This is a genomic window from Enterobacter sp. 342 (genome assembly GCF_036663495.1).
Classification (GTDB): Bacteria; Pseudomonadota; Gammaproteobacteria; order Enterobacterales; family Enterobacteriaceae; genus Enterobacter.
The window spans coordinates 150503-171919 of the sequence record NZ_JAWUEI010000002.1; the positions used below are offsets into that span (position 1 = coordinate 150503).

The 21417-nt window shown below is 53.6% G+C and carries 25 protein-coding genes; 14 read left to right on the plus strand and 11 right to left on the minus strand.

Going from position 1 to position 21417, the window contains the following annotated elements; genetic code table 11:
- Positions 1-210 precede the first annotated feature (210 nt).
- Positions 211-1896 carry an aspartate:alanine antiporter gene (locus V6E55_RS02745; protein ID WP_114978487.1) on the minus strand — a complete coding sequence of 562 codons (1686 nt, stop codon included), beginning with the start codon at positions 1894-1896 and terminating at the stop codon, positions 211-213.
- Between the two features lie 273 nt (positions 1897-2169).
- Here V6E55_RS02745 and V6E55_RS02750 point away from each other — a divergent pair, with 273 nt between their 5' ends.
- Positions 2170-2541, plus strand: a complete 372-nt coding sequence (locus tag V6E55_RS02750; protein ID WP_236919793.1) for an inner membrane protein YbjM — start codon at positions 2170-2172, stop codon at positions 2539-2541.
- 30 nt (positions 2542-2571) lie between these two features.
- Here the strand turns inward: V6E55_RS02750 and V6E55_RS02755 are convergent, their stop codons facing one another.
- On the minus strand, positions 2572-2841 hold the full coding sequence (locus tag V6E55_RS02755; RefSeq protein ID WP_014883149.1) for a GrxA family glutaredoxin: 270 nt from the start codon (positions 2839-2841) through the stop codon (positions 2572-2574).
- Between the two features lie 184 nt (positions 2842-3025).
- On the opposite strand from V6E55_RS02755, the gene nfsA reads away from it, so the two are divergent.
- The 9 genes from nfsA to rlmC all read left to right on the plus strand — a co-directional run bounded on the left by nfsA (position 3026) and on the right by rlmC (position 11473).
- Complete coding sequence (gene nfsA / locus V6E55_RS02760; RefSeq protein WP_316942119.1) at positions 3026-3748, plus strand: nitroreductase NfsA; 723 nt, start codon at positions 3026-3028, stop codon at positions 3746-3748.
- Between the two features lie 69 nt (positions 3749-3817).
- Complete coding sequence (gene rimK, locus V6E55_RS02765; protein WP_316942120.1) at positions 3818-4720, plus strand: 30S ribosomal protein S6--L-glutamate ligase; 903 nt, start codon at positions 3818-3820, stop codon at positions 4718-4720.
- Between the two features lie 63 nt (positions 4721-4783).
- Positions 4784-5260 (plus strand): YbjN domain-containing protein, encoded by a 477-nt coding sequence (locus V6E55_RS02770; protein WP_014169308.1) that lies wholly within the window; start codon positions 4784-4786, stop codon positions 5258-5260.
- A gap of 351 nt (positions 5261-5611) precedes the next feature.
- A complete protein-coding gene (potF, locus tag V6E55_RS02775) occupies positions 5612-6724 on the plus strand; it encodes a spermidine/putrescine ABC transporter substrate-binding protein PotF (protein ID WP_114978489.1) in 1113 nt (370 codons plus the stop codon).
- A 102-nt stretch (positions 6725-6826) separates the two neighbouring features.
- Positions 6827-7960 carry a putrescine ABC transporter ATP-binding subunit PotG gene (potG, locus tag V6E55_RS02780; RefSeq protein WP_316942160.1) on the plus strand — a complete coding sequence of 378 codons (1134 nt, stop codon included), beginning with the start codon at positions 6827-6829 and terminating at the stop codon, positions 7958-7960.
- 10 nt (positions 7961-7970) lie between these two features.
- Entirely contained in the window at positions 7971-8924 is a 954-nt protein-coding gene (potH, locus tag V6E55_RS02785; protein WP_316942121.1) for a putrescine ABC transporter permease PotH, read from the plus strand.
- The gene (potI, locus tag V6E55_RS02790; protein WP_023310934.1) at positions 8921-9766 is read left to right on the plus strand and encodes a putrescine ABC transporter permease PotI; all 846 of its coding nucleotides are present in this window, start codon (positions 8921-8923) and stop codon (positions 9764-9766) included. Before potH ends, potI begins: the two co-directional genes overlap by 4 nt.
- Before the next feature lie 20 nt (positions 9767-9786).
- Complete coding sequence (locus tag V6E55_RS02795; protein ID WP_114978491.1) at positions 9787-10305, plus strand: YbjO family protein; 519 nt, start codon at positions 9787-9789, stop codon at positions 10303-10305.
- Positions 10306-10345: 40 nt separating this feature from the next.
- Positions 10346-11473 (plus strand): 23S rRNA (uracil(747)-C(5))-methyltransferase RlmC, encoded by a 1128-nt coding sequence (gene rlmC / locus V6E55_RS02800; RefSeq protein ID WP_316942122.1) that lies wholly within the window; start codon positions 10346-10348, stop codon positions 11471-11473.
- Between the two features lie 42 nt (positions 11474-11515).
- On the opposite strand, the gene V6E55_RS02805 is transcribed toward rlmC, so the two are convergent.
- From V6E55_RS02805 to V6E55_RS02815, 3 genes are read right to left on the minus strand one after another with little or no spacing between them, the layout of a single operon-like run.
- Positions 11516-11761 (minus strand): pentapeptide MXKDX repeat protein, encoded by a 246-nt coding sequence (locus V6E55_RS02805; RefSeq protein ID WP_028019306.1) that lies wholly within the window; start codon positions 11759-11761, stop codon positions 11516-11518.
- 28 nt (positions 11762-11789) lie between these two features.
- Positions 11790-12560: a molybdopterin-dependent oxidoreductase gene (locus V6E55_RS02810; protein WP_129996354.1), complete on the minus strand. Its 771-nt coding sequence runs from the start codon at positions 12558-12560 to the stop codon at positions 11790-11792.
- Positions 12561-12569: 9 nt separating this feature from the next.
- Positions 12570-13166, minus strand: a complete 597-nt coding sequence (locus tag V6E55_RS02815) for a cytochrome b/b6 domain-containing protein (RefSeq protein WP_236919797.1) — start codon at positions 13164-13166, stop codon at positions 12570-12572.
- Positions 13167-13310: 144 nt separating this feature from the next.
- On the opposite strand from V6E55_RS02815, the gene V6E55_RS02820 reads away from it, so the two are divergent.
- Both V6E55_RS02820 and V6E55_RS02825 read left to right on the plus strand, forming a co-directional pair.
- Entirely contained in the window at positions 13311-14033 is a 723-nt protein-coding gene (locus V6E55_RS02820) for a response regulator transcription factor (protein ID WP_114978495.1), read from the plus strand.
- Positions 14030-15502 (plus strand): sensor histidine kinase, encoded by a 1473-nt coding sequence (locus tag V6E55_RS02825; protein ID WP_129996353.1) that lies wholly within the window; start codon positions 14030-14032, stop codon positions 15500-15502. The genes V6E55_RS02820 and V6E55_RS02825 overlap by 4 nt, the downstream gene beginning before the upstream one ends.
- A gap of 42 nt (positions 15503-15544) precedes the next feature.
- Here the strand turns inward: V6E55_RS02825 and artJ are convergent, their stop codons facing one another.
- The 6 genes from artJ to V6E55_RS02855 all read right to left on the minus strand — a co-directional run bounded on the left by artJ (position 15545) and on the right by V6E55_RS02855 (position 20066).
- Positions 15545-16276 (minus strand): arginine ABC transporter substrate-binding protein ArtJ, encoded by a 732-nt coding sequence (gene artJ / locus V6E55_RS02830; RefSeq protein WP_316942123.1) that lies wholly within the window; start codon positions 16274-16276, stop codon positions 15545-15547.
- Between the two features lie 174 nt (positions 16277-16450).
- Complete coding sequence (gene artM / locus V6E55_RS02835; protein WP_024907847.1) at positions 16451-17119, minus strand: arginine ABC transporter permease ArtM; 669 nt, start codon at positions 17117-17119, stop codon at positions 16451-16453.
- The gene (gene artQ, locus V6E55_RS02840; RefSeq protein WP_114978499.1) at positions 17119-17835 is read right to left on the minus strand and encodes an arginine ABC transporter permease ArtQ; all 717 of its coding nucleotides are present in this window, start codon (positions 17833-17835) and stop codon (positions 17119-17121) included. The genes artM and artQ overlap by 1 nt, the downstream gene beginning before the upstream one ends.
- A 6-nt stretch (positions 17836-17841) precedes the next feature.
- Positions 17842-18573, minus strand: coding sequence for an arginine ABC transporter substrate-binding protein ArtI (artI, locus tag V6E55_RS02845; RefSeq protein WP_129996352.1), 732 nt, complete (start codon positions 18571-18573; stop codon positions 17842-17844).
- A 19-nt stretch (positions 18574-18592) separates the two neighbouring features.
- On the minus strand, positions 18593-19321 hold the full coding sequence (gene artP / locus V6E55_RS02850; RefSeq protein WP_028019297.1) for an arginine ABC transporter ATP-binding protein ArtP: 729 nt from the start codon (positions 19319-19321) through the stop codon (positions 18593-18595).
- Positions 19322-19547: 226 nt separating this feature from the next.
- On the minus strand, positions 19548-20066 hold the full coding sequence (locus tag V6E55_RS02855; protein ID WP_028019296.1) for a lipoprotein: 519 nt from the start codon (positions 20064-20066) through the stop codon (positions 19548-19550).
- A 97-nt stretch (positions 20067-20163) separates the two neighbouring features.
- On the opposite strand from V6E55_RS02855, the gene V6E55_RS02860 reads away from it, so the two are divergent.
- Both V6E55_RS02860 and V6E55_RS02865 read left to right on the plus strand, forming a co-directional pair.
- Positions 20164-20487: a heavy metal-binding domain-containing protein gene (locus V6E55_RS02860; RefSeq protein WP_023310944.1), complete on the plus strand. Its 324-nt coding sequence runs from the start codon at positions 20164-20166 to the stop codon at positions 20485-20487.
- Positions 20484-21314: an N-acetylmuramoyl-L-alanine amidase gene (locus tag V6E55_RS02865; protein ID WP_316942124.1), complete on the plus strand. Its 831-nt coding sequence runs from the start codon at positions 20484-20486 to the stop codon at positions 21312-21314. The genes V6E55_RS02860 and V6E55_RS02865 overlap by 4 nt, the downstream gene beginning before the upstream one ends.
- Positions 21315-21417: the final 103 nt, after the last annotated feature.

The following is a 21417-nucleotide window of genomic DNA, read 5'->3' on the forward strand; positions in this document are numbered from 1 at the left end:
CTAAATATGATTTATCGGGAGTTTAAAGTGAGAAGAGATGGTAAATTTCAGGCAACAAAAAACCCATCAACCTTGAACCAAAACGGCGGGGTTGATGGGCTCCACAAATTGGGGACATCAAAGAAAAGCAGTGGCACTAGTTATGACTGCCCCCTGATCAAAAAGTTCTGCGCATAACGAAAATTTTTTCTTTATGCGCAAACTTAGGAGTTATCCGAGTCCAGGCCAGATGATAATGATCAGCGTACCTGCCAGCGTCAGCAGTACGTTAGCGATAGCGTAAGTGCCTGCATAGCCCAGTGCCGGGATGTTGCTGCGCGCGGTGTCACTGATAATTTCCATGGCTGGCGCACAGGTACGAGCACCCATCATGGCTCCGAAGAGCAGGGCGCGGTTCATGCGCAGCACGTAGGCACCGAACAGGAAACAGATCACTACCGGCACCAGGCTGACGATGAGTCCGGAAACCAACATCTGCCAGCCAACGGCACCCAGGCTGTGGCCAATGCCGCTACCCGCGCTTAAACCGACACCCGCCATAAAGACCATCAGGCCGAACTCTTTCACCATATTCAGCGCGCCCTGCGGAATGTAGCCGAAGGTCGGATGGTTCGCTCGCAGGAAGCCCAGCATGATCCCGGCGAACAGCAAACCGGCGGCGTTACCGATGCCGAAGCTAAAGTTGCTGAACTGGAAGGTGATCATCCCGATCATCAGGCCAACGATAAAGAAGGCGCAGAAGGCCAGCAGGTCGGTGACCTGGCTGTGAATGGAGATAAAGCCGATGCGGTCAGCAACGGTTTTCACGCGGCGTGCGTCGCCGCTGACCTGCAAAACGTCACCTTTATTCAGTACGACGTTGTCGTCGATAGGCATCTCAATCTGGCTGCGGATCACGCGGTTGAGGAAGCAACCGTGGTCGGTCAGCTTCAGTTGCGCCAGACGGCGGCCAACGGCGTTATGGTTTTTCACCACAATCTCTTCGGTAACGATACGCATGTCGAGCAGGTCGCGGTCGAACACCTCTTTGCCGTTACGGAAGCTTGGGTCAAGACGGGCGTGAGCATCCGGGTAACCCACCAGTGCGATATCATCGCCCATCTGCAGCACCGCATCGCCGTCCGGGTTCGCCAGAATGCCGTTGCGACGAATGCGTTCGATATAGCAACCGGTCTGGCGGTATATACCAAGCTCGCGAAGATTTTTCCCGTCAGCCCATGCAACAAGCTCTGGCCCGACGCGATACGCCCGGATCACCGGGAGATAGACTTTACGTTTGGTGTCGGTATCCAGACCGCGTTCGCGGGCGATTTGCTGGGCGCTGGTCTGCAGATCCTGGTGTTGCAGTTTTGGCAGGTAGCGCGCGCCCACAATCAGGCTCACAAGACCGATCAGATAAGTCAGGGCATAGCCCAGGCTCAGGTGGTCGAGGGCGGTAGAGAGTTGTGCACCAGCCATGCCGGAATGGCGCAGGGTATCACCTGCACCGACAAGCACTGGCGTAGAGGTCATCGAACCTGCCAGCATACCGGCCGTTAACCCGATGTCCCAGCCAAACAGTTTACCCAGCCCTAACGCAATCAGCAGTGCGCTACCGACCATGACCAGCGCCAGCATCAGATAATTTTTGCCGTCGCGGAAGAAAATTGAAAAAAAGTTGGGACCCGCTTCCACACCAACACAAAAAATAAACAGCATAAAACCTAAGTTGAGCGCGTCCGTGTTAATGCTGAAATGCTGCTGACCTAATATTAATGATACGACTAAAACGCCAATGGAATTACCAAGTTGAACCGACCCCAGGCGCAATTTACCCAGGCAAAGGCCCAGCGCGAGTACAACAAATAATAACAGGATGTAATTCCCATTTAACAAGTCTGCGACGTTTATATTCACGGAGGCTAACTTCTTGTTTACCAGTAAGTTGTTGAATGAAAGGGCTTTTTGGGCTACTGTTTTCTGGGTCAGGGAAAGGCGTTAACGCTCCCTGTTTCCTGCTTTATTCCCTAAAACATTAGCTGGCGTGTAGTTTAATCGTATTAGCTACTGACAGCTACTGATTATCGCATCACCCTGTGCGTACTTTGGCAAGGATTGCCGCATTGCTTTATCTGACTGGGCGTCTACCCGACGAATGTGTATTTGATAGAGATAAGTCAGGAGGATAGTTTGAACATTAAACGAAACTGGGCGGGGGTGATCAGCTGCTTTTTGCTGTTCACCGTCGTGTGCATGTCGCTCGCTTTTAATGTGAAAGGGGCATTCAGGGCATCGGGTCATCCGGAGCTGGGTTTACTCTTTTTCACTCTGCCGGGCGCGGCCGCCAGCTTTCTCTCCCGTAAAGGGGAGGTGGTGAAACCGCTATTGGGTGCAATGCTTGCAGCACCGCTGTGTCTGCTGCTGATGCGCTTGCTGTTTGTTCCCGTGAGAAGTTTCTGGCAGGAGCTGGCCTGGTTGCTGAGCGGTGTGTTTTGGTGCGCCCTTGGCGCGTTGTGCTATCTGTTTGTGCGCAGTCTGATACAGCGACGGCACACCAAATAAAAACGCCCTCAAGGTGAGGGCGTTCAGGTATTACTGCTCAGCAAACAGGCCAAGATGCTCTTTGGCGTAAGCTTCAAAATCTGTGCAACCACCGATGTGTTTCTGATCGAGGAAGATCTGCGGTACGGTTTCAACCGGCTTACCGACGGTTTTTTCCAGATCGGCTTTCGTGATGCCTTCCGCGTGGATATCAACGTAGCGGAAGTTGAAATCATCGCGCTCTGCGGTCAGTTTCTCAGCCAGCTCTTTCGCGCGCACACAGTAAGGGCACCCTGGACGACCAAAAATTACTGCAAACATTTCTCTCTCCTCAAAAAACAAGCCTGACGGCGAATGACACATATAGTGCCCGATAACCTGCCGCCATTAAAGAAGGTTTCGCCTGTCGCTTTGATACAGTCAGGCTATGTTTCGCCAATTACACTGCACTAATCATTGCCTATACTGGCTGCCATGTGAATTAAGCAAGACAAAGAGAGACAATATGACGCCAACCATAGACCTGCTCCGCTCCCATCGTTCGATCCGCCACTTTACTGATGAGCCGATTACCGCGGCGCAGCGTGAAGCCATAATTAACAGCGCAAGGGCGACCTCCAGCTCCAGCTTCCTGCAGTGCAGCTCTATTATCCGCATTACCGATCCGGCCATGCGGGAACAACTGGTCACGCTTACGGGCGGACAGAAGCATGTGGCCCAGGCGGCTGAGTTCTGGGTATTCTGTGCCGATTTTAACCGTCACCTGCAGATCTGCCCTGAGGCCGAGCTGGGGCTGGCAGAACAACTGCTGCTGGGTGTGGTGGATACCGCGCTGATGGCGCAAAACGCCTTTACGGCTGCGGAATCGCTGGGATTAGGGGGCGTGTATATCGGCGGCTTGCGTAACAATATCGAAAGCGTCACCGAACTGCTGAAGCTGCCAAAACATGTTCTGCCGTTGTTTGGCCTGTGCCTCGGCTGGCCATCGGATAACCCGGATCTGAAGCCGCGTATTCCTGCAGCCATGCTGGTGCATGAAAATCACTATCAACCTGTCGATCAGGATGTCCTGGCGCAATACGATGAAGAACTGGCGAACTACTATATGACGCGCGGCAGCAATAACCGCCGCGATACCTGGAGTGACCATATTCGTCGCACCATCATTAAAGAAAATCGCCCGTTTATTCTCGATTATCTGCACAAACAGGGCTGGGCGACGCGATAGTCCATTCCTCCTGCGCCTGCCTGCGTATATGATATGCAGGCTTTTTCCATGTCTTTAGAGAGGTGCAGGGTGAAAATTGCCATTTTGTCCCGGGATGGAACGCTCTATTCATGTAAACGTCTGCGAGAAGCGGCGGCAAAACGCGGGCATCAGGTCGAGATCCTCGACCCAATGTCCTGCTATATGAACATTGATCCAGCTGCCTCGTCGATTCACTACAAAGGCCGCAAGCTGCCGCACTTTGATGCGGTGATCCCCCGCATCGGCTCCCAGATAACCTATTACGGCACCGCCGCGCTGCGCCAGTTTGAAATGCTGGGCAGCTATCCGCTCAATGAATCCGTCGCCATTTCCCGCGCCCGCGATAAGCTGCGCTCGTTACAGCTGCTCGCCCGCCAGGGGATCGATCTCCCTGTCACGGGGATTGCCCATTCACCGGACGACACCAGCGATCTGATCGATATGGTGGGCGGCGCACCTTTAGTGATCAAACTGGTGGAAGGTACGCAGGGCATTGGCGTGGTGCTGGCGGAAACACGCCAGGCGGCAGAAAGCGTCATTGATGCTTTCCGGGGGCTGAATGCCCACATTCTGGTGCAGGAATACATCAACGAGGCCAAAGGTCGCGACATTCGTTGCTTCGTGGTAGGGAACGAGGTGGTAGCGGCCATAGAGCGCCAGGCAAAAGAGGGCGACTTCCGCTCAAACCTGCACCGTGGCGGTGTGGCGAGGGTGGCGGATATCAGCGAGCGCGAGCGGGAAATTGCGGTGAAAGCGGCACAAACCCTGGGGCTGGACGTGGCGGGGGTAGACCTTCTGCGGGCAACGCGTGGTCCGCTGGTCATGGAAGTGAATGCCTCGCCGGGGCTGGAAGGCGTGGAAAAAACCACAGGGGTCGATATTGCGGGTAAAATGATCTCATGGATCGAACGTCATGCGACGCCGGGTTACTGTCTGAAAACGGGCGGGTGAATGGTATTGATCGCACTTTTTGCGTACCCTATGCGAAGTTTTTATTAAAGAGGCTGCACAGCGATGGATTTACAGGTCGTTCCAACACTGGATACGTTACGTCAATGGCTTGATGATGCCGGAATTACGTTCTTCGAATGCGATTCCTGTCAGGCGCTGCATCTGCCTCATATGCAGAATTTCGATGGCATTTTCGATGCCAAAATCGATCTCATTAACGACGTGATTCTTTTCTCGGCGCTGGCCGAAGTGAAGCCGTCTGCGCTGCTGGCGCTGGCCTCCGACCTGTCGGCCATCAACGCCAGTTCTTTGACCGTGAAAGCATTTCTCGATATACAGGATGATAATCTGCCAAAACTGGTCGTTTGCCAGTCTTTATTCTCCGGTGCAGGGCTCTCGTTCAAACAGTTCTCCTGGTTTATGCGCTTGAGTGAAGAGCAAATTTCCATGGTAATGATGGAAGCCAATGCACATCATCTGCTGTATAGCGCGGAAGATGATGCAGAGAATAATGATGCATCTCCCAATTTTCTTCACTAAGCCTGTCTGACTTTTGCGCAGTCGCTGCCATAGCGGCTGCAGAAGGCCATTTTTTCTGCTGCTTTTAACCTTTTTTTAAAGAATTATTCACCTCCCGGAAGGCCGTTTCGGCTTATCACATAGACATAACCTGCATAAAAAATTGATAAAAGGCGTTTTTTCGTCTGGGCTATAGCCGGAGACACGGGCTACAGTTATTCTTGCGATGCTTAAAAAAGCGAGCGGATCCTGCCGGGTAAAGAGGTTTCTTTTTATTTTAGGCAGAGCGACAAACTATGCATGATTTTTGCATATATCCAGATTGCACAGTTTTAGTTCGTTTGTTAACGAGCTTTCAGAAGGAATAACACTATGATCGCCTTGAATAAAAAATGGTTATCGGGTCTGGTTGCGGGTGCTCTGATGGCCGTCTCTGCCGGCACGCTCGCTGCGGAACAAAAAACGCTGCACGTTTACAACTGGTCTGATTATATTGCGCCGGACACGGTCGCCAATTTTGAAAAAGAGACCGGCATTAAAGTGGTCTACGACGTTTTCGATTCCAACGAAGTGCTGGAAGGAAAATTGATGGCGGGCAGTACCGGTTTTGACCTGGTGGTACCTTCCGCAAGCTTCCTGGAGCGTCAGCTGACCGCAGGTGTTTTCCAGCCGCTGGACAAGAGCAAGTTACCAAACTGGAAAAACCTCGACCCGGAAGTGCTGAAGCTGGTTGCGAAGCACGACCCTGATAATAAATACGCCATGCCTTATCTGTGGGCGACCACCGGTATCGGCTACAACGTCGATAAAGTCAAAGCGGCGCTGGGCCCGGACGTCAAGCTGGACAGCTGGGACGTGGTGCTGAAGCCGGAAAACCTTGAGAAACTGAAAAGCTGCGGCGTCTCCTTCCTCGATGCACCGGAAGAGATTTTCGCCACCGTGCTGAACTACCTGGGCAAAGATCCAAACAGCAACAAGGCTAACGACTACACCGGCCCGGCGACTGATCTGCTGCTGAAGCTGCGTCCGAATATCCGCTACTTCCACTCTTCACAGTACATTAACGACCTGGCTAACGGCGACATCTGCGTCGCGATTGGCTGGGCGGGCGATGTATGGCAGGCGGCGAACCGTGCGAAAGAGGCGAAAAACGGCGTGAACGTTTCCTATTTCATTCCGAAAGAGGGAGCACTGGCGTTCTTTGACGTCTTCGCGATGCCAGCCGATGCGAAAAACAAAGACGAAGCGTATCAGTTCCTTAATTACCTGATGCGTCCTGAAGTGATTGCCCATATCAGTGACCACGTCTACTACGCGAACGGTAACAAGGCCTCCGTGCCACTGGTTAGCGAAGAGATCCGCAAAAATCCGGCTATCTATCCGCCAGCGGATGTGTTCGCCAAGCTGTTCACCCTGAAAGTTCAGGATCCAAAAATTGACCGCGTACGTACCCGTGCGTGGACCAAGGTGAAAAGCGGTAAATAATTATCCGTGAGTTGTAGGCCGGGCAAGCGTAGCGCCCCCGGCAACAGGCGCACCGTTATGGTGCGCCTGCACCATGATTTGATTTCTGCCGGAGAGCACCCCGTGAATGACGCGATCCCCCGCCCGCAGGCGAAAGTCCGTAAAGCGCTGACCCCGCTTCTTGAAATTCGTAACCTCACCAAATCTTTCGATGGCCAGCATGCCGTGGACGACGTCAATCTGACGATCTACAAAGGTGAAATTTTTGCCCTCCTGGGGGCATCTGGCTGCGGTAAGTCGACCTTGCTGCGTATGCTGGCCGGTTTTGAACAGCCCACTGCCGGGCAGATTGTGCTGGATGGCGTGGATCTCTCCAGTGTGCCGCCGTACCAGCGTCCGATTAACATGATGTTCCAGTCCTACGCGTTGTTCCCGCACATGACGGTGGAACAGAACATCGCCTTTGGCCTGAAGCAGGACAAACTGCCGAAAGCCGAAATTACCGCGCGTGTGACCGAGATGCTGAGCCTGGTTCACATGCAGGAGTTTGCGAAGCGTAAACCGCACCAGCTCTCTGGCGGTCAGCGTCAGCGCGTGGCCCTGGCCCGCAGTCTGGCAAAACGTCCGAAATTATTGCTGCTTGATGAGCCAATGGGTGCCCTGGATAAAAAACTGCGCGACCGTATGCAGCTCGAAGTGGTGGATATCCTCGAACGTGTGGGGGTGACCTGCGTGATGGTGACTCACGACCAGGAAGAGGCGATGACCATGGCCGGGCGAATCGCCATCATGAACCGTGGGAAGTTCGTGCAGATTGGTGAACCGGAAGAGATTTATGAGCACCCGACTACCCGCTACAGCGCGGAGTTCATTGGCTCGGTCAACGTCTTCGAAGGGCTGCTGAAAGACCGCCAGGAAGATGGACTGGTCATTGAATCACCGGGGCTGCAACACCCGCTTAAGGTCGATCCGGATAACTCGGTGGTGGATAACGTGCCGGTTTACGTCGCGCTGCGCCCGGAGAAAATCATGCTCTGTGAAGATCCGCCTGCGGATGGCTATAACTTTGCCGTGGGTGAAGTGGTGCATATTGCTTACCTTGGCGATCTTTCCATCTACCATGTGCGTCTGAAAAGCGGACAGATGCTCAGCGCTCAGTTGCAGAACGAACATCGCTATCGCAAGGGGCAGCCGACCTGGGGTGACGAAGTGCGCCTGTGCTGGGATGCTGACAGTTGCGTTGTGCTGACGGTATAAGGAGCGGCCCATGAGTACATTAGAACCTCCAGCCCGCGCAGAAAAACCAGGTGGTTTTACGAACTGGCTGGCGCGGATGCAGATGAACCACGGTCGCAAGCTGGTGATCGCCATGCCATACGTGTGGCTGATCCTGCTGTTCTTGCTGCCATTCCTGATTGTTTTCAAGATCAGCCTCGCAGAAATGGCGCGGGCGATCCCTCCGTATACCGATCTGTGGGAGTGGGCTGACGGACAGCTCACGCTGACGCTTAATCTCGGCAACTTCCTGCAGTTGACTGACGATCCGCTCTATTTCGAAGCGTATTTACAGTCGTTACAGGTGGCGGCGATTTCGACGATCTGCTGTCTGGTGATGGGTTACCCGCTGGCGTGGGCCGTGGCGCACAGTAAGCCGTCGACGCGTAACATTTTACTGTTGCTGGTGATCCTGCCGTCGTGGACCTCGTTCCTGATCCGCGTTTACGCCTGGATGGGGATCCTCAAAAACAACGGTGTGCTGAATAATTTCCTTATGTGGCTCGGGGTTATCGATCAGCCGCTGACGATCCTGCACACCAACCTCGCGGTCTACATTGGCATTGTTTACGCCTATCTGCCGTTTATGGTGCTGCCGATTTATACGGCGCTGACGCGTATTGATTACTCACTGGTGGAAGCGTCGCTTGATCTCGGCGCGCGCCCGTTGAAGACCTTCTTCAGTGTGATCGTCCCGCTGACCAAAGGCGGGATTATTGCCGGGTCGATGCTGGTCTTTATTCCGGCGGTGGGGGAGTTTGTGATCCCGGAACTGCTCGGCGGGCCGGACAGCATCATGATTGGTCGCGTGCTGTGGCAAGAGTTCTTTAATAACCGTGACTGGCCAGTGGCGTCTGCGGTGGCAATTGTGATGTTACTCCTGCTGATCGTGCCGATCATGTGGTTCCATAAGCACCAGCAGAAACAGATGGGAGACCACGGATGAACAACTTACCGGTAGTGCGCTCCCCGTGGCGAATTGCGATCCTGGTGATTGGCTTTACCTTCCTGTACGCACCCATGTTGATGCTGGTGATCTACTCGTTCAACAGCTCCAAACTGGTGACGGTCTGGGCGGGCTGGTCAACGCGCTGGTACAGCGAGTTGTTCCACGATGATGCGATGATGAGCGCGGTGGGGCTGAGCCTGACGATTGCTGCGCTGGCCGCAACCATGGCGTCGGTGCTGGGGACCATCGCTGCACTGGTGATGGTGCGTTTCGGGCGTTTTCGCGGTTCGAATGGCTTTGCTTTTATGATCACCGCCCCGCTGGTTATGCCGGACGTGATCACCGGTCTGGCGTTGCTGCTGCTGTTCGTGGCGCTGGCGCATGCCATCGGCTGGCCGGCGGATCGCGGGATGCTCACCATCTGGCTGGCGCACGTCACTTTCTGTACCGCATACGTGGCGGTGGTGATCTCCTCGCGTCTGCGCGAGCTGGATCGCTCCATTGAAGAGGCGGCGATGGATCTTGGAGCGACGCCGCTGAAGGTCTTTTTCATCATCACCTTGCCGATGATCATGCCAGCGGTGATCTCGGGCTGGCTGCTGGCGTTTACCCTGTCGCTCGACGATCTGGTTATCGCCAGCTTTGTTTCTGGCCCGGGGGCGACGACGCTGCCGATGCTGGTCTTCTCCAGCGTGCGCATGGGGGTCAACCCGGAAATCAACGCCCTGGCCTCGATTATTCTCGGTGTGGTCGGAATTGTCGGATTTATCGCCTGGTATTTGATGGCGCGCGCGGAAAAACAGCGTGTGCGTGATATCCAGCGTGCAAGACGCGGCTGAAGGATTTAAAATTTCCAGTGATGTGCCGCGTACGACGCGGCACTGTTTTTCAGGGAAGTAAAACATTGGGATTATTAAAAAAATCACGTCTTACGCACGCTCGTCCTAACGTTCCTGCGCTGGTTCAGGTGGCGGCGCTCGCCATTATTATGATCCGCTGCCTGGATGTGCTGATGATTCTGAATACCCTGGGCGCGCGCGGCATTGGTGAATTTATTCACCGCAGTGTGCAGACGTGGAATCTGACGCTGGTCTTTTTGAGCAGCCTGGTGCTGGTGTTTATCGAGATCTACTGCGCCTTTTCGCTGGTGAAAGGGCGTAACTGGGCACGCTGGGTCTATCTGCTGACGCAGGTGACCGCCGCCAGCTATCTGTGGGCCGCCTCGCTGGGCTATGGCTACCCGGAGCTGTTCAGCATTGCCGGTGAATCCAAACGCGAGATCCTGCGCGCGCTGTTTATGCAAAAACTGCCGGACATACTGGTGCTCTTTTTACTCTTCGTTCCAGCCTCCAGTCGGCGGTTCTTCCGTCTGCAATAATGTGTATAATCGCAGCCCTCGTGATTTTTAAGGTCTTCATATGCAGTGCGCACTCTATGACGCCGGTCGCTGTCGCTCCTGTCAGTGGATAGAACAGCCGGTCTCTCAACAACTCACCGCCAAAATGGCCGACCTGCAACAGCTGCTGGCTGAACATGCGGTGGGCGAGTGGTGCGCACCCGTCGGCGGCCCGGAGCAGGGGTTTCGTAATAAAGCCAAAATGGTGGTCAGCGGCAGCGTTGAAAAACCGCTGCTGGGAATGTTGCATCGTGATGGCACACCAGAAGATTTAACTGACTGCCCGCTTTACCCCACCTCATTTGAGCCCGTCTTTGCGGCACTCAAACCGTTTATTGCGCGGGCCGGGTTAACGCCTTACAACGTCGCCCGCAAGCGCGGCGAGCTGAAATACCTTCTGCTGACGGAAAGCCAGATTGACGGCGGTATGATGCTGCGTTTCGTTCTGCGTTCCGAAACCAAGCTGGAGCAGCTTCGCGCGGCGCTGCCGTGGTTGCAGGAACAGCTTCCGCAGCTTAAGGTCATTACGGCAAATATTCAGCCAGTGCATATGGCGATCATGGAAGGGGAAAAAGAGGTCTTCTTCACCGAACAGCATGCGCTGGCGGAGAATTTCAATGGTGTGCCACTGTGGATCCGTCCGCAGAGTTTCTTCCAGACTAACCCTGTCGTGGCGAGCGCCCTGTATGCAACCGCCCGCGACTGGGTTCGGGCGCTGAACATCAACCATATGTGGGATCTGTTCTGTGGTGTGGGAGGATTTGGTCTGCACTGCGCCACGCCTGAGATGCAGCTTACCGGGATTGAGATCTCCGCTGAAGCGATTGCCTGCGCCAGACAGTCCGCTGCTGAGCTGGGGTTAACGAATCTGCACTTCCAGGCGCTGGACTCTACGCAGTTCGCGACCGGACAGGGTAACGTGCCAGAGCTGGTACTGGTGAATCCGCCGCGCCGTGGCATCGGACAAGCGCTATGCGACTACCTGAGCCAGATGGCACCGGATTACATCGTTTATTCAAGCTGCAACGCGCAGACGATGGCGAAAGACATTGCGCATTTGCCGGGTTACCGCATTGAGCGCGTACAGCTTTTCGATATGTTCCCGCACACTGCGCATTATGAAGTGTTGACGCTACTCGTTAAACAATAAGCGAAGCAGCCGGAGGGCGGGTGCCTCCGGCTGCGATGAGACTTACTGGCTCATGGCGTCTTTTTTACCCATCTCATCCTTTTTCATATTGTCCATTTTGCCCATTTTGTCTTTCCCCATGTGATCCTTCTTCATGGCGTCTTTGCACATGTCGCCCTTACACATTTTATCGTGTGGCTGGGACATGTTGTCTTTTGCCATCGTCTCTTTGCTCATGGAGTCTGCTGCCTGCACATTTGCCATAAACAGAGCTGAAAGCACGGTTGCTGCAATAATCATTTTTTTCATGGTATTTCCTCGTCGTTACGTTGTTGTATTAACTGCCACCAAACCAGTTGTAACCCTGGTCTTCCCAGTAACCGCCGGGGAAGCGATTGGTGATTTCAATGACCTGAATATGCTTCGGGTTTTTGTACCCCAGCTTGGTCGGGATACGGAGTTTCATGGGATAACCGTACTCAGGAGGGAGGATTTGGTTATCCCAGGTCAGGGCGAGCAGCGTTTGTGGGTGCAACGCGGTCGCCATATCAATGCTGGTGTAGTAATCATCCGCACAGCGGAAGCTGATGTATTTGGCGCGGGTATCGGCACCGATCACCTGCAGAAAATGGCGGAAGGGGATACCACCCCAGCGGCCAATGGCACTCCACCCTTCGACGCAAATATGGCGCGTGATCTGGTTTACCTGTTGCATACGATACAACTCAGGCAGAGACCAGCTGCGGGTGTCTCGCACCAGGCCACGAATGGCGAGTTGATAATCCCGGCCGTCGACCTGCGGAATTTGGTCGCGATCGTAAAAGGCGTTAAACGGGAAAGGTCGGGTGATGTCGCTTTCGGCATACTCCGGTGCCAGATGACGGTCACTGAACAGGAACCCCTGAACACGATCGTTAAAGCGCGACATTCGTGAAAGTGCAGTTTCAACACTGTCGTTGTCGCTCAGGTCACACCCTGTAAGCAGCATAATCCCGCCTAACGTCAACCCCTGTTTAAGGAAGTTACGTCGCTGTGCGTTTACGGATTTTTCTGCGTCTTTCACCAGATATTCCGCGTCGCGGGAAGAGAGAAAGGTTGGCTTTTTCATGAGATACCCTTAGCGACCGCGCAACATTGCCAGTAATGTTTTAGGAACGAGCAGCACCATAATCAGGTGGATCACGACAAACACGACAATGAAGGACATACAAAAGAAGTGGATGTAACGCGCGGCGTCATAACCTCCTAGCAGTTCACGTAAAAGCGGAAACTGAACGGATTTCCAGATAACCAGCCCGGAAAGCACAAGCATTACCCCCGTCAGGATGGCCAGTAAGTAGGCCAGTTTTTGCACCATGTTGTAGTGGCTGAGATCGGCATGCTGCAGTTTTCCCCGCAGGGCCAGCGCTATATCCTTCAGTAACCCCTTAACAGATAACGGGAAAAAGGTGCGTGCAAAGCGCCCGGTGACAATACCTAACGTGCAGTAGATCAGGCCGTTAATACCTAAAACCCACATCATGGCGAAGTGCCACTGCAGGGCACCGCCCAGCCAGCCTCCTAACGTGAAAGAGGACGGAAAAGTGAATGGAAACAACGGCGAGGCGTTATAAATGCGCCATCCGCTGAATATCATGCCAGCCATAGCGAGGGCATTAATCCAGTGGCACACCCTGACCCAAAGGGGATGAATAACAGCTGTTGGCAGAGACATGGTGACCTCGTTTTTCCATTGCGTGGTCAAATCCTAAGGTAAATTCGGTCACCACATCCTCACGGAAGTTTAAATAAAATGTGATAACTCCGGCGGGCGTTATTAGGTAAGCTCAACTGTAATGAAACGGCGTGGATGTGGGTCATGAGTAACGCAAAGAAAATATTGCTGGTGGAAGACGATAGCGATATCGCCACCTTCCTGAGCCTGAACTTAAAAGATGAAGGTTTCGAGATTGTGCACGAAGCCGATGGCGAACGTGCTCTGCTTCAACTGGAAAAGCAGAACTGGGATGCCGTGATCCTCGATCTGATGCTGCCTGGCGTGGACGGGCTGGAGATCTGTCGCCGTATCCGTCAGATGACCCGCTATCTGCCTGTCATTATCATCAGCGCTCGTACCAGCGAGACGCACCGGGTGCTGGGGCTTGAGATGGGGGCTGACGACTATCTGCCCAAACCATTCTCCGTTCTGGAGTTGATTGCTCGGGTTAAGGCGCTCTTTCGACGTCAGGAGGCGATGGGGCAAAATCTTCGTCTGGAGGCGGGCATTATTCGTTGCCACAGCATGGAGATTGACCCACTGGCACGTGAGGTTCGCCTGCGGGGGGAAACCATCGACTTAACTCCGCGTGAGTTTGATTTGCTCTACTGGTTTGCCCGTCATCCGGGCGAGGTATTCTCCCGTTTATCGTTGCTGGATCATGTCTGGGGTTACCAGCATGAAGGGTACGAGCACACGGTAAATACGCACATTAACCGTCTGCGCGTCAAAATTGAAAAAGATGCCGCAGAGCCAGATATCATCCTGACTGTGTGGGGGAAAGGGTACAAATTTGCCGTCGAAAAAGCGGAGCCCCACGCATGATAAGCCACTTAACGTTAAGCCAGCGCCTGTCACTTCTTTTTAGCGCCACGCTTGTTTTATGCATGTTCGTGGCATGTGGCGTACAGCTTTATAGCAGTAAGCAGTATGGTGATGCCATGGTGCAGCGTCTGTCTGCGGGGTTGGCACAGCAGATAGTGAGCAGTGAACCGCTTCTGGATAACCAGGGTAAAGCAAACACTGAGAATCTCAAATCGCTGTTTGATCGCCTGATGACGCTTAATCCCAGCGTTGAACTCTACGTGGTGTCGCCTCAGGGACATATTGTGGCAGACGCCGCACCGGTCGGGCACATGAAGCGTCAAACGATCGATCTTACCCCGTTAAACAACTATTTATCCGGGGCCGCTTTTCCTGTGTATGGCGATGATCCAAGAAGTCTGGATCAACGTAAGGTGTTCAGCGTGGCGCCGATCCTTCTTAACGGCACTCTCCACTCCTACTTGTATATCATTCTCCAGGGCGAAGACCTGAATGCACTGGCGAACACCGCGTGGCACAAGGCTTTGACCGACGCTATCGTTGGATCGCTTTTACTGGCATTACTCTTTGGCGCACTGGCCTGGTGGTTAGTCAAAAAATGGGTTACCCGTCCAGTGGAACAGTTAACCAGTGAGGTAAATGACCTTGAGCAGGACAGCATCAGCGCCATAAAAAGTCTGGCCGCCCGGCCGATCAATCTGGCCCCTGAAAATGAAGTCGAACTGCTTCGTAACACCTTTATCGAATTATCGCGCAAGATTGCTTCACAATGGGATCAACTCGCTGACAGCGACCGTCAGCGCAGGGAGTTTATCGCCAATATCTCTCACGATCTTCGCACGCCGCTGACTTCGCTGCTGGGGTATCTCGAAACCCTATCGCTTAAGTCCGCCACGTTGAGTGCCGAGGAGCAGAATCAATACCTGGCTATCGCACTGCGTCAGGGGCAGAAAGTGCGCCATCTCTCTCAACAGCTGTTTGAACTGGCGCGCCTTGAGCATGGGGGGATTAAACCGCAGCGCGAGCGTTTTGCCATGGCTGAATTGATTTCAGATGTGGCGCAAAAATTCGAACTGACTACACAGACAAGGCAGTTGCGAATGCATATAGACGTCCCTGGCCCGCTGCCGCTGGTGTATGCCGATGTGTCGATGATTGAGCGGGTGGTTACGAATTTGCTGGATAATGCCGTTCGCCATACCCCGGCAGGCGGCGAGATTTTGCTTAAGGTCTGGCAGGAGAATGGGCTTCTGCAGGTTGAGGTGGCGGACAGTGGCTCAGGCATCGAGCGTGCATTGCGTGACGATCTGTTTCAGCGTCCTTCTGCGTTAAACCCGCAGGCATCGCGGGAGAATCGCGGCGGATTAGGCTTGCTGATTGTGAAGCGAATGCTGGAGCTGCACGGGGGAGGGATCAGGCTGATGGATTCGGTGAGCGGGGCGCGTTTCAGATTCTTTGTGCCGTTGTAAGAAATTGCCGGGTAAGGCGAAACCATCACCCGGCAAAAATGCTTACTGCGGGAACCACTGATCGCTGATTTTCTGATAGGTGCCGTCCGCTTTAATCGCTTTCAGGGCGCCGTTCAGTTTTTCCAGCAACGCTTTGTTATCCGGACGTACTGCAATACCCAGACCGGTACCGAAGTACTGTGGATCGGTCACTTTCTCGGTTGCGGTACCCAGTTGCGGGTTGGTTTTCAGCCACTCGTTCACCACGGCAGTGTCACCAAAGACACCATCAATACGGCCATTTTTCAGGTCGATAATCGCGTTCTGGTAGCTGTCATAGGCCACGGTTTTCACTTCAGGATGTTTGTCCTGCAGGTACTTCTGGTGCGTGGTCCCGTTTTCCATACCAATGCGTTTGCCTTTCAGCTCGTCAAAGGATTTATAAGCCCCTTTCTTCGCAATCACCACCGCCGAGTTGGCGTAGTACGGGTCGGTGAAGGAAACCTGCTTGCTACGCTCTGGCGTGATGTCCATACCGGAGATCACCGCATCGTATTTTTTGAATTTCAGAGACGGGATCAGGCTGTCGAACGCATGGTTAGTGAAGGTGCAGTCGGCCTGCATCTGTTTGCACAGTGCTTTCGCCAGATCGATATCGAAACCGACGATCTGATTGCTGGCATCCAGCGATTCAAATGGCGGATAAGTGGCAGAAACGCCGAAATTGATTTTATCTGCAGCTGTTGCGCTTGCGGCAAACGTTGCCAGTAATGCGGCCAGAACTAACTTTTTCATTGTAATACTCCCGTCTGTCTTATTTATGCGCCGTGTCTGCGGCCTGGATGTACAATGCCAGTTAATGAATTTGTATGCAATAAAAATGATTAAATATTGTGTTTTGTTGTAAAAAAAAGCGGATAACCCATCAGGTTACCCGCTTCATGAATATCGTTTTATGCATTCGCGTGGTTAATTTCTGCGCTCAAACGCCAGCGCTTTACGCTCAATCAGGCGCATCATCAGCGTCAACAGACCGTTAACCACCAGATACACCACGCCTGCGGCTCCAAATACCATCACGTCATAGGTGCGTCCATACAGCAGCTGTCCGTGACCCATCACTTCCATCAGGGTGATGGTGTAGGCCAGAGAAGTACTCTTGAACACCAGCACCACTTCGTTGGAGTAGGAGGAGAGCGCGCGCTTAAAGGCGTACGGCAGCAAAATCGCCAGCGTGTCTTTCTTGCTCATGCCCAGCGCCCCACAGGACTGCCATTGCCCTTCCGGGATGGCGCGGATAGCCCCGTAGAACAGTTGGGTGGTGTAGGCCGCACTGTTCAGCGAAAGGGCAATCAGGGCACACAGCCACGGCTCAGAGAGCAGGTGCCAGATAACCGGATAGTCCTGCAGCGACGGGAACTGGCCCGGACCGTAGTAAATCAGGAAGATCTGCACCAGCAATGGCGTACCGGTAAACAGGGTGATGTAGCCGCGCACAATCCACACCAGCACTGGCGTTTTTAGCGTCAGGATGATGGTAAAGATCAGCGCCAGGATCAGCGCGACGATGATGGACGCCACGGTCAGCGTCAGGCTGGTGTGCAGCCCTTTCATCAACTCGGGAAAATATTCAAGCATCAGCCTGGTCTCCGTTCAAAGCGCGTCGCACGCAGGTCAATACGCTTGAGGATGTACTGACTGAGCAACGTAATCACCAGGTAGATTGCTGCCGCCACGATGTACCAGGTAAACGGCTCCTGAGTACGGGTGGCGATGCTTTTGGTTTGCAGCATCAAATCATTTACGCTTATCAGGCTCACCAGAGCGGTATCTTTTAGCAGCACCAGCCACTGGTTACCCAGCCCCGGCAGGGCATGACGCCACATTTGCGGCATCACCAGACGGAAGAAGATGGCTGACTTTGACAAGCCTAACGCCTGACCGGATTCCCATTGCCCCTGCGGCACCGCTTTCAGCGCACCGCGCAGCGTTTGCGACGCGTAGGCGGAGTAGAGCAGAGAGAGGGCAATGACGCCGCACAGGAACGGGCTAACGTCAAAATTCTCAATTTGCATCTGCACCGGGATCTGCACAACGCCAAGATTTATGGTGAAGCCGTCCGACAGCATTAACAGCAGCTGTGAGGAACCGAAATAGATAAACAGGACCACCAGAATTTCCGGTAGTCCACGCAGCACAGTGACCAGCGCGGAGCCTGCCCAGGCGACGGGGAACCATTTTGCTGATTCCCACACTGCGAAGAACATCGCCAGCACAAGGCCGATAATCAGTGCGCAAACGGCAAGGCCGACGGTCATCCCGGCGGCACTTGCTAAAGGAAAAATTTCATTCATCAGGAATTACTTCTGGAACCATTTTTTGTAGATGGTTTCGTAGGTGCCGTCTTTCTTCACTTTTTCCAGCGCAGCGTTAAATTTCTGCTGCAGCTCAGTGTTGCCCTGACGAACGGCAATCCCCAGACCGGTGCCGAAGTAATCCTTATCGGTCACTTTGTCGCCCACTGCTGCCAGCTTGTCGTTGGCTTTCAGCCACTCGGTCACCACAGCGGTATCACCAAAGACGCCATCAATACGACCATTTTGCAGGTCCAGCTTCGCGTTCTGGTAGCTGTCATACGGAACAGTGGTGATTTCCGGATGTTTATCCATGATGAATTTCTGGTGCGTGGTGCCGTTCTGTACACCGACTTTCTTGCCTTTCAGCTGATCAACAGAGGTGAATTTCCCTTTCTGACCAATGAACAGGGCGGAGTTGTCGTAGTAAGGGGTGGTAAACAGCACCTGTTTTTCGCGCTCAGGGGTGATGTCCATACCGGCCATCACAGCGTCGATACGACGGAACTTCAGGCTTGGGATCAGGCTATCGAACGCCTGGTTGCTGAAGGTACAGGTTGCGTCGATCTCTTTACACAGAGCATTTGCCAGATCCACATCGAAGCCCACAATCTTGTTGTTCGCATCAATGGACTCAAACGGAGGGTAAGACGCTTCCGTGGCGAAACGAATGGTCTGGGCTGCGGTAGCGGAAAGGGTAACGCCAGCAAGCAGCACGGCAAGTAATACTTTTTTCATTATATTTCCCCTGACACAATCAATGAGATAAATAGTTTTTGAAGGCATCGGTTTGCGGGTTGGAGAAGCAGCTCGCATCACCTTGCTCGACGATATAACCGTTTTCCATGTAAACCACGCGGCTGGCGGTTTTGCGCGCCACTTCCACTTCGTGGGTTACGATGACCTGAGTAATGTTGGTTTCCGCCAGTTCACGAATGATGCTGACGATCTGGGCGGTGATTTCCGGGTCCAGCGCCGCCGTCGGTTCATCAAACAGCAGTACCGCAGGCTCCATCATCAACGCACGGGCAATCGCCACACGCTGTTGTTGTCCACCAGAAAGGTGCAGCGGATAGCGGTCGCTGTAAGGCTTAAGACGCAGACGTTCCAGCAGTTTTTCGGCACGCGCAATCGCCTGATCTTTGCTTAACCCCAGCACGCGACACGGGGCTTCAATCAGGTTTTGCAGCACGGTCAGATGCGGCCAGAGATTGTATTGCTGGAAGACCATGCCGACGTTTTGACGCAGTTCGCGAATCGCTTTATCTGACGGGGTTTTCGCGAAATCAAAATGGTTACCGGCGATTGCCAGCGTACCTGAACGTGGCATTTCAAGCAGATTAAGGACACGCAGAAGGGAACTTTTACCTGCACCGCTTGGGCCAAGCAAAACCAGCGTTTCGCCTTCCGGGCAGTTCAGCGTGATGTCAAACAGCGCCTGGTGTGCGCCGTAGAAGCAGTTAATGCCGTTTAGTTTAATACTCATCGGGGCAGTCTTTACTCATCCAGGCAATCTATAGCAATTGAGGCCGCAGATAGTACCGTTGACAGAATAGTTATGCAATATTTCTGCGTTAAAAGTTAAATATAACCCGTATTTCCTCTTAAACATAGCACAAAATAGCGAACGGCAAGGTCGGCGAGTATAAATGTCGGCATTCCGAATGAAATGCCGCACATTTTTCGGGGGTTACAATTTTGTATCGGATGGTTTAGCGGTTTTCAATCGACTGACGCAGTGTGCCTGCCGGGGCATGAACGCTGCCGCCGACGTAGCGTACGTCGTCCACCGCCCAGCATTGACCCTCACGGATCATCAGTACTTCATCCTGCCAGGTCTGAGTACCCTGAGTCAGCTTCACACGCAGCGGAATGTTTCGTGCATCAGTGTTCGGGATAGTTGACGCGCTGGCCACTTCGGCGCTGTCAGGCAGCGTGGCGCGGCTGGAGAACGGATCGGATTTCAACAGCGCGTTGTGCTGCGGATCGCGGGTGGCATCGTTCAGCAATTTTGCCAGTCCATCGCTGAGATACGGGCGCAGGCCGGTGAGATCGTTGCTGCGGTGCTGAATGCGATAATCATAGAACTGCTGCGCCACGGTGTCCGGGCCGCCATCAATACAGGGGCCGCTGCGGGTACCGATATCCTTAAAGGCTGGCGTGACCGTGGTAGTACAGGCGCTGAGCACCAGCGCGCAGGGCACGAAAAGTGTTAAAGCAGAATAGCGCATGTTGATTTCCTTATTTATTAACTATCCTTTCAATCATAGCGTAACGAACCGATAATGCTGTTCCTAAGGCATTGAACGCTAAAGAAGGAGATAAAGTATGCAGTTTTCAACAACGCCAACCCTGGAAGGGCAGACGATTACCGAGTATTGCGGGGTGGTCACCGGTGAAGCGATTCTCGGTGCCAACATCTTCCGTGACTTTTTTGCCGGCATCCGCGATATCGTGGGTGGACGCTCCGGCGCATACGAAAAAGAGCTACGCAAAGCGCGTGAGATCGCCTTTAAAGAGCTCGGCGAGCAGGCGGAAGCCCTCGGCGCGGATGCGGTTGTGGGAATTGATATCGACTACGAAACGGTCGGGAAAGATGCCAGTATGCTGATGGTGAGTGTAAGCGGTACGGCGGTGAAAACCCTTCGATGACGCGTTCGCTTGCGGCGTTCCTGCTGGCGCTGTTGCTGGCAGGGTGCGCTTCGGAAAAAGGGATTATTGATAAAGGCACCTACGAGCTGGATACCCGGCATCAGGCGCAGGCGGCTTACCCGCGCATCAAGGTGCTGGTGATCCACTACACCGCGGATGATTTTGACAGCTCGCTCGCCACGCTGACAGATAAAAACGTCAGCTCACACTATTTAATCCCTGCGAAGCCCCCGGCACCGGAAGGAAAACCGCGCATCTGGCAACTGGTGCCCGAGAGTGAACTGGCCTGGCATGCAGGCATTAGCTTCTGGCGGGGTACTAACCGTATCAATGATACGTCCGTGGGTATTGAGCTGGAAAACCGTGGCTGGCAAAAAACGTCTGGCGTTAAGCACTTTACTCCTTTTGAGCCTGCGCAGATCGCGGCGCTGGTACCGCTCGCTAAAGACATTATTGCCCGCTACAACATCAAACCTGAAAATGTCGTGGCCCATTCGGATATCGCGCCGCAGCGTAAAGATGACCCCGGTCCGTTGTTTCCGTGGCGACAACTGGCTCAGCAAGGCATCGGCGCATGGCCTGATCCCGCGCGTGTCGCGTTCTACATGAACGGGCGTCCGCGCTATCAACAGGTGGATACCCCCGCGTTACTCGATCTCCTCACGCGTTATGGCTATGAAGTACCGGCTGACAGTACGCCGGCGCAGCAAAAACGCATCATCATGGTCTTCCAGATGCATTTCAGACCAGACCTGTGGAACGGTGTTGCGGATGTCGAAACGATGGCCATTGCCGAAGCACTTTTAGAGAAATACGGGCAGGGGTAATTCTTCGGAATGCCCCCGAATGAACCTGTTTATGCATCATTGCTTGAGATTAATCTTAAGTACAAACTCAATTCATTTTTAGTTAATTGACTTAAAATTATCC